A 1238-nucleotide genomic window follows, 5' to 3' on the forward strand; every position below is an offset into this window, starting at 1 on the left:
GACCAATCGGCGCTCAAAAAAGTCAAAATATCACTTTAAATTCAAAGCGTTATTTTACGTTCATTTTGCTTATTACTGACAAATCATCCAGTAAGAACCGTGTCTTCTGGGTACTTAATCAAGGTTGGTTCTGGTCTCGCTAACATATATGCGAGCGTCAAAGGTCCAATACGGCCAATGATCATCACGACGATCATGATGTACTTACCTGGTTCTGAAAGCTCCGCCGTCAAACCTGCAGTAAGCCCAACCGTTGCAAAAGCAGAAATCGTTTCGAACATCACTTTGTCAAAAGAAGCTTTCTCCGTCAGCATCAACAAAAACATAGCAGTGGTAAGAATCGCTCCGCTCACCACAATGATTGCCAGTGACTTCGTTACCGTTGGCCAGTTTACCGTTCTCTTAAACATCACCACGTGTTTCTTTTGACGCAAGAACGTCCACGTCGCCATAAACGCGACAGCAAAAGTAGACACCTTGATACCGCCACCCGTAGAGGTCGAACCCGCACCAATCAACATCAAAACGATCATGATGAGTAATGCCGGTTGCGTGAACTGCGTTAAATCAACACTGTTAAAACCCGCTGTCCGCGCACTGGCTGATTGGAAGAAAGCAGCCAACCATTGCCCGCCAGTAGTGAGTGACCCCATGGTGTTGGGGTTGTGACGTTCCAAAAGCCAAAAGCGCGCCGTTCCCACCAACAGCAGTAACGGCGTGGCAACCAACATGATTTTGGTGTGAATATGTAAGAAGTGGAAACCTTTACGCCAATGTCGCCAAACGTCACCAATCACAGTGAAACCCAAGCCGCCAAAGATAAACAGACCAGCTAAGGTGAAACTCACTAACGGATCGTTGACAAAACTCATCATGCTGTCAGAAAAGAGAGCGAAGCCAGCATTGTTGAAAGCCGAAATAGAGTGGAACAGCGCATAGAACATGCCAGTCTTCCAACCCATTTCTGGCACCCAACGATACGAGAGGAAGACAAAACCAATCGCCTCTGCCACCAGCGCAAATGTGACGATCTTTTTCACCAAACGACGCAGGTTGACTTGCCTTTCTTGGCCAAGTGCTTCTTTGGCTAACGCTTGCTGACGTAGACTCAAGCGCACCCCAAACATATAGAGCAGCACCGCAGATAAGGTCATTTGCCCTAAGCCGCCGATCTGCATCAAACACATCAGAAGAATTTTACCCGCGAGCGTAAAATGTTGGCCGGTATCGACCACACC

The 1238-nt window shown here is 47.5% G+C and carries 1 protein-coding gene; it reads right to left on the bottom strand.

Features of this window, described 5'->3' with window-relative positions; all coding sequences use genetic code 11:
• Positions 1–83 precede the first annotated feature (83 nt).
• Positions 84–1238: TrkH family potassium uptake protein (locus R7F07_RS25035; protein WP_318110642.1), on the bottom strand; the 1155-nt coding region annotated here is incomplete at its 5' end.

Origin of the sequence: Vibrio sp. YT-16 (assembly GCF_033337405.1) — a bacterium.
Taxonomy (GTDB): Bacteria; Pseudomonadota; Gammaproteobacteria; order Enterobacterales; family Vibrionaceae; genus Vibrio; species Vibrio alginolyticus.